General features: G+C 68.0%; 2 protein-coding genes and 1 pseudogene. All 3 read right to left on the bottom strand.

What is annotated here, in order from left to right; translation table 11 throughout:
- Nucleotides 1–705 (bottom strand): annotated as a pseudogene (locus tag ABZS58_RS50780) (hypothetical protein); the annotation flags it as partial.
- A 284-nt stretch (nucleotides 706–989) separates the two neighbouring features.
- Nucleotides 990–4988 (bottom strand): hypothetical protein, encoded by a 3999-nt coding sequence (locus tag ABZS58_RS50775; protein ID WP_354792007.1) that lies wholly within the window; start codon nucleotides 4986–4988, stop codon nucleotides 990–992.
- Nucleotides 4989–5516: 528 nt separating this feature from the next.
- The gene (locus tag ABZS58_RS50770) at nucleotides 5517–6125 is read right to left on the bottom strand and encodes a hypothetical protein (RefSeq protein WP_354792005.1); all 609 of its coding nucleotides are present in this window, start codon (nucleotides 6123–6125) and stop codon (nucleotides 5517–5519) included.
- Between the last annotated feature and the right edge of the window lie 169 nt (nucleotides 6126–6294).

The raw sequence follows: 6294 nt of genomic DNA, 5'->3' as shown, positions 1-6294 counted from the left end.
CGAGGAGAACACCTGACCGTCAGCACGGAATTCTGGTGTCCGCCCACAAGGAACTTCAAAGACCGCAGGACAGGACTTCGTCCTGACCGTTGACATCAGCCCGCACAGCTCACCACGCCGCAGGCCCGTGGTCAGCAGCAACCGCCACAGCGGATAAAGCCGATCACCCTGAACATGCCCAAGGAAACACCGGGCCTCGGCCAAGGTCCACACCGGTCGCACCTTGTCGCTTTCCCTCGGCTTTTGCGAACCCAGCGTTCTGCCGGTCTGCGCCGCGAAGGCTTTGGCCAGCACCAGGTCCAGCGTGCGCAGGGTACTGCGGGAGTAGCCGGCCTGCTCCAGATCCCGGTAGGCACGCTCAACCATCCGGGCACTGAGCCGCGACGCCCGCACCTTCCCGACGTACGGGTAGACCAGCCCGAGCAGCCACGTGTAGTTGTACAAGGTGTTCGGTTGCAGTTCCTGCTCCCTCGACCGCAACCAGTCCTCACACATGGTCTGGACCGGGTCGCTCAGCCGCGGCCGGGGCACGTTCGCGTCCCGACGGCGACTGAGGCGACGGTACTCGACCAGGGCGGCCTGCTCGGTGACGAACCCGGCCCGCCGCGCCTGCATCCGCGCTCCGTTACGGTCGCGGCCCAGCTCAAGCCGGAACCCGAAGATCCCGGTCGCCGGATCTCGAATGATCATGTCGGTGTCGGCCATGACGATCACCTCAACTTCGGTCAAGGCCCCCGCACCACGAACATCTCTCACCTATACCAACGAGGCGACAAGCCGGTGCGACGCGGCCAGCCCGGCTTTGCGACGCTGACCGGTCACCCGGTCGAGAGACCGACCGCAGAGCGATGCCAGCCACCGCACCCAACCACCAAGGATCACCGCGCAGACGTTCAGGCCTTATCTAATCATGATCATCCACAATGGACATCTAGTGCATTCTGTGCCATGCCCAGTTTGGCGGATGCTACGGCGGATAAGCGGTGTTGCTACTCAAGCAGGGTCCAGATGACGGTGTTCTTGTCGGCTTCACTGAGAGCGGTGAATGTGGTGATGACGATGCGGGCGGCGAGTTCGTGGCCGGACGTCTCGGCGTGGGTGTTGCGCAGCAGGGTGGTGGCGTTCGGCAGCGGGTCGGCTGCCGGCGGCTGGTCGGGGTCGTCGGTGTCGGCAAGGGCGCGGCGGGTGGCCACGAGCAGGTGTTCGACTTGTTCACCGCCTGCGGCGGCGGTCTCGATGGTCGCGGCGAGCAGGCCGGCGGCGACGACGGTGGCACGGTCAGGTCTGGGCAGGAGGATGGTGGCGCCGCGGACGGCTGCGTAGAGCCAGTTCGGCAAGGTGCTGGGTGCGTGGATTCGCGCTTGGGCGATGAGGCGCTGGTAAAACGTCAGGCTACGACGTAGGTCTGCCCAGAACGGAGGCCGGGCGAGTGCAGCGCCGACCGCGCAGGGGTGCCAGTTGTCGTCTTCGGCGAGTTCGAGCAGGCGTTGTTCGTTGAGCGGCAGGTGGCCTATGCGGGCCTTAATCAGTCGTCTGATGCAGTCTTCGTGCTGTTCGGCGGTGAGTACGCCGACGGCACGGAGCCGGTGCAGGATGGCAGTGGTGGAAGCGGCCCGGACGCCGACTGCGCGCGCGTGGGCACGCAAGACCGGGTCGTCGCTCCACAGGACGACGCCGTCGGCGAGGGCAAGGTCGAGGACGGATGCCCAGGTTCTGAGCTCCCCTGCGCCGGATTCGTCGAGCGTCTGGGTGGTCGGAATGCTGCGGCGGGTGAGGGCCTCAATCGCCGCGTGCAGGCGCACTGCCTCATCGGCCAGCCGGTCGGCTTCGTCTTCGGCGGTTTCGTCGAGCAACAGGTGATCGTGTAGCTCGTCGTATCGCATGGAGCTAGTGGACCGGAAGGCCAGCGCGTCTTTGGCGGCGAGAGCGTCGACCATCACGTTGTCGGAGGTGAGCACGCGGGCGAAGCGGCTCATCGCGGCTTGGCGTACATCGTTCGGCAACACCTGCAGGACCGCGAGTGCTGGTGTGTCGATCACGATGTCGTGGTCTTCGGCCGCTTCCGCGGCCTCAACGCAGGCGATGAACTCCAGGCGATCTGGCAGGTGCGCGGGCAGGGCCCCGTCGCCGCGCCGCAGGCAGATCTCGGCGTAGCTGCGCCTTGCTGCTGCGGCGAGCAGGCCGAGCGGTAGTTGGCCACGGGCGAGGCCGTGGCTGAGGCGCCGCCACCGCAAGTCGTCCTCGCTGCTGCGCCGTGTCATGGTGATCATGTCGGTGCGGAGCTGGTCAAGGTCGCCGGTCTGGAGACGGCGCAGGTGCGGGCTGCCCGGCCAACGCTGGAAGAACTGCTCCGATTCGTTGGCGAGCTGCGCGCGGAGCTGTTCGGGCAGCTCAACGGGTTCCGGCCAGGGCAGCATCACGTTCGTCAGCGTGAACGCGACGAACTGTTCGTCGTCGTTGAATCGGCGCAGCAGGCGCAGGCACCCGGCAACGGTTTCCACCTGCTGCCCTCGCCTGCGATACAGCTGAATCCAGGCGCGTGCGTCGGCGGTGTTCGACGGGTCGAGTGGCTCGGGCGCGCCGTGCAGCACCCGCCAGGCGTCGTTGACATCACCGCGATGGAGCAGGGTGCGCATCAGCACCCAGCGGGATGTGGTGTCCTCAGGCTGGATTTGGACCACGGTACGGAGCAGGTGGCAGACCCGGTCGAATCGCCCACTGTCGTTGGCAAGTTGCGCCGCCAGCCGCAGCGCGTCGGTTCGGCCGCTCCAGTCCGGCTCTGCGCCGGCGAGGAGGGCCTCGAGTTCCTGTTCGGCTTCAGCGGCTCGCCCGGCGCGGGCAAGGACCTCGGCCGCGGAGTGGCGCAGCGACCGGTCGGCGAAGTGGTCGGCGGCATCGCGCAGCGTCTGGACCTGATCGTCGGTTCGACCGAGGGCCCGGTATGCCTGTGCGAGGCTGAGCGCCACGGTGATCGAGGAGCGTCGTCGCTCGCGCAGCCCCAGAATCGCCTCCCCGGGACGGCCGGCGCCCAACTCGGTCATCGCACGCAGTTCGGCGGCCTCGTCTGGATGGCGGTGCGCGAAGTCCGGGAACCGGGCCAGCCCGTCGACACCGCTCTGGGCCAGGCCGAGCAACGCCTGAGCGAGCTGTTCGTCGTTGTCGCCGGCCAGGTCAGCCGCCCGCCACCAGTGCGGCTGTGCGTCCTGACCATCGACCTCAGCAAGGTAGGCATCGATGAGCGCGCGGGCGTGCCCATCGGGCACGAACTCGGCCCGTGCCCGGGCCAGGTCAAGCCGGCCGAGCTGAATCGCGGCGATCGCCACGTACTGGCAGATCTCCGGCGAGGCGGCTTCGTCTGCGGTGGCCTCACCGCCCGGGGCGCCGAGCTCCAGGACGCGGCGCAGATCCGTGATCAGCGTGCTGGCGTGGCAGGCGACCGCGACCGCCTCGGCGCTGTCACCGCGGTATGCGCGTCGGTCATCCCGAGCCCGGACCGCTAGGGATCGGGCTTCGCGCAAGTCAGCGTCCCAGTTCGGCGACTCGCCACGCCGAGCGCGCGTGATCAACAGTTGGGCGCGGGCAACGGCAAGACCGGCGGCCCACTGGTCACGCAGCGCCTCGCCGAGCACCTGCAAGCCACGGTCGAGGATATGGCGGTCGAGTACCGCCTGCGGGTCCGCCGGTGCGGCGAGCCGGAGGCGAAGCACGGCCCTCAGGCCGCGTTCGCCGGGTTCAACTGGTGCCCAGGCGTCCGCGATCTGGGCTGCAGTGCCCCAGTCCCGGTCGAGCACCGCCATAACTGCAGCGGTGAACTTCTCGCTCGTCGGCGGCCCTGCCGCCAGCGCGGCGAGCGTTCTCTGACGGCTGCCGTCTTGGTCGTTCTCGTCGTAGATCAGCGCGGCGCGGGCTAGCCAATAGTCGCGTCGTGGAGCGCCCTCGTCCACGGCCGCGCAGAACAGGTCGGCCGCCAGGATACCGGCGCCGTAGGATGCGGCCAGCTCACCCGCGGCGAGCTGGACCTGCCAAGACCCTGCAACCAGCCACACCGGCCGGTTGGACTGCCATTGCTGCAGCACGTTGCCGGGTCGGTCGTCGATGGTGGTCAGCGCGGTGATCAACTTCCACGCGAGCGGCTGATCATCGCGCCAGGCCACGAGCAGCCGCGGGCCGCACACCGCCGGCAACTGCCGCAGCCGCTCGTACATCTGCTCGTCGAGGCCGCCGGTCCCGGCCGGCGCGGGCAACGGTGACGAAGTGCCGATCTGGATCAAGGGCGTGACGTCGCGGACGAGCATCTCGTAGGTGATGATCGCGGCCGCTTTCGCGTACTCGGCAGACAGCTCGCGCAGCCGACGCCACACCGCAGTGGCCCGTGCTGCGTCCCCGGCCAGCGACACCAGGTGGCTGACCACGCCTGTGCGGTCGGCCTGGTCATCGCCTTCCAACCGCAGTTCGACGATCCGCAGCGCCTTCAGCAGCCGCCACGTCAGCTCGTTCCGTGCGACGGCGTCGGCCAGTGCGATGCCGCCTCGCGCGGCGGCCGCGGTGACCGCGTCGTCGAGATACTGCAGCCGGGTTCGGACCCTGGCGTTGGTCGCCCGTGGCGCCGTGACAGTCCTGCGGAATGTGAGATCGTCGGGTTGCTTGCGGGCCAGGTCTGCCAGCTGCGCCACTTCTCTCGCGCCGGTGTGCGGCGCTGCGACGGCCAGTCCGAGCCGTTCCCAGTCGGCGTTCAGACCGTCGTGACGCGAGAGGACCATGCGCAGGTAGTCCACCAGCAACTTGACGAACGAGTCGTCTTTTCCCGCGATAGTCGGGTCCCGCCGCACGCCGACGTACAACGTCCGGGAGACCGGCGGGCAGTCACCGACCACGACAAGATCGTCGACAGCGCTGGTCGCGGCCTGCTGAAACCGGACCTCGCGTAGGGTGAAATCATCGCCGAGGCCGACAGTGGGATGCCTCAGCAGCAGCGCGGCGAGCAGCACCGCACCGTACGCGTGTTCCAGGGTCGTTCCCCCTCCGCCCGTGGAGTACGGGCTGGCGAACCCACCACCAGTCGTCCCAGCCAGCTACAGCCACCCTCTTCCGCTCGCACCCCGCCCCAGCGCCGTGCCGGGCATCCATCATCTCGCACGGGTCCGACATGACCGATCCAGGACCGACCCGAGGTTTACTCTCGCCAGCCCTATCCGGCCAATCGGCGACGCAGGCGCTCTACCGGCAGGCATCAGCCCTTGGCGTAGGCGCGGACCACGGCCAGGCGCAGCCGACACTGAAGCTACTGAAGAGACCAGGGGCGCCCGTTGCCGCTGGTGCGTCTGATCAGCGATCACCGCCCAACCCGGCCCGTACTGCGCGTCCTGCTACGAATGATCGCGAGTGGTGGTCGTGATCGACACCTACAAACGAACCCGAACGGGTGACATAGTCGCGCCGGCTCGCTCGGCGGCGCGCGCTCCGCGGTCGTGCTCTTATCGACTGCCGCCGCGGCTCGTCTGACGGCGCTGCAACCGTCAGGCAGCCGAGCGAAGCAGACCAGCAGCCCGGAGTTGGGCCGCAGCCTCGTCTGCGGTGACGTCGCGGGCGTGGACGCGTTGGGCGATGGAGCGGTGACCCTTGCGGACTTTGCCGTACCACAGCGGGATGGCCGCTGCCTCCGCGCTGATGCCGGCGCGGCGCATCTCCGCTGCCGCCTCTGGAGCGACGGCTGCGTTGTTGAGCACGATCCACCGCTCGACGTCGGCGGGTTCGAACCAGCATGCTGCCCACGCCAGCGCCTGGCGTTCGAGTACCTGAGCTTCAGCTTCGGTGATCCATCTCGGCAGAGCGCGACTGCGGTGTGGTGAGAAGACTGCCGTTTCGGCCCGGTAGATCGAGCGCGCCATAAGTGACAGGTCGGCGACCTTCACCTCTGGTTGTCTTGGCCTGTGGCGCACCCGCGGCGGGTACCTTCTCGGGGGTGCGTCGAGGGATGCCGCCGGGGCGGCAGCGCGCAGGGCTGCCACAGCCTCGGACGTCAATGGGATGTTCTGGTCGATGTCCGGGAATCCTAAACTGGCGCCCAGTTGGTAGAGGGTCGGAAAGTCCAAGTTCAGCTCGCATGCCAGCTCGAACAGCAGCATCGTGTACTCCGATCCTTGAGCTGTCCGGATTCTAGAAGATCCATTGAGCCGCCAGATGTCAACGGCGCCCGAAAACTGGATCTGGCCCACTTTGGTTGATCGATGTTGGTCCCTGGTGGGTGTTCAGGTGGGGTTGAGGACGCGGATGCGGAGGAGGTCGAGTTTGGCG

Source organism: Dactylosporangium sp. NPDC005555 (assembly GCF_040605635.1).
In the GTDB taxonomy this organism is placed as follows: domain Bacteria; phylum Actinomycetota; class Actinomycetes; order Mycobacteriales; family Micromonosporaceae; genus Dactylosporangium.
The sequence above is the reverse complement of the archived record's forward strand: the minus strand, read 5'-3'. Positions and strand labels throughout refer to the sequence as shown.

Bases quoted from the DNA above. Each gene is read 5' to 3' on its own strand.
- ABZS58_RS50770 (WP_354792005.1), bottom strand. From the start codon at position 6,125: ATGCTGCTGTTCGAGCTGGCATGCGAGCTGAACTTGGACTTTCCGACC.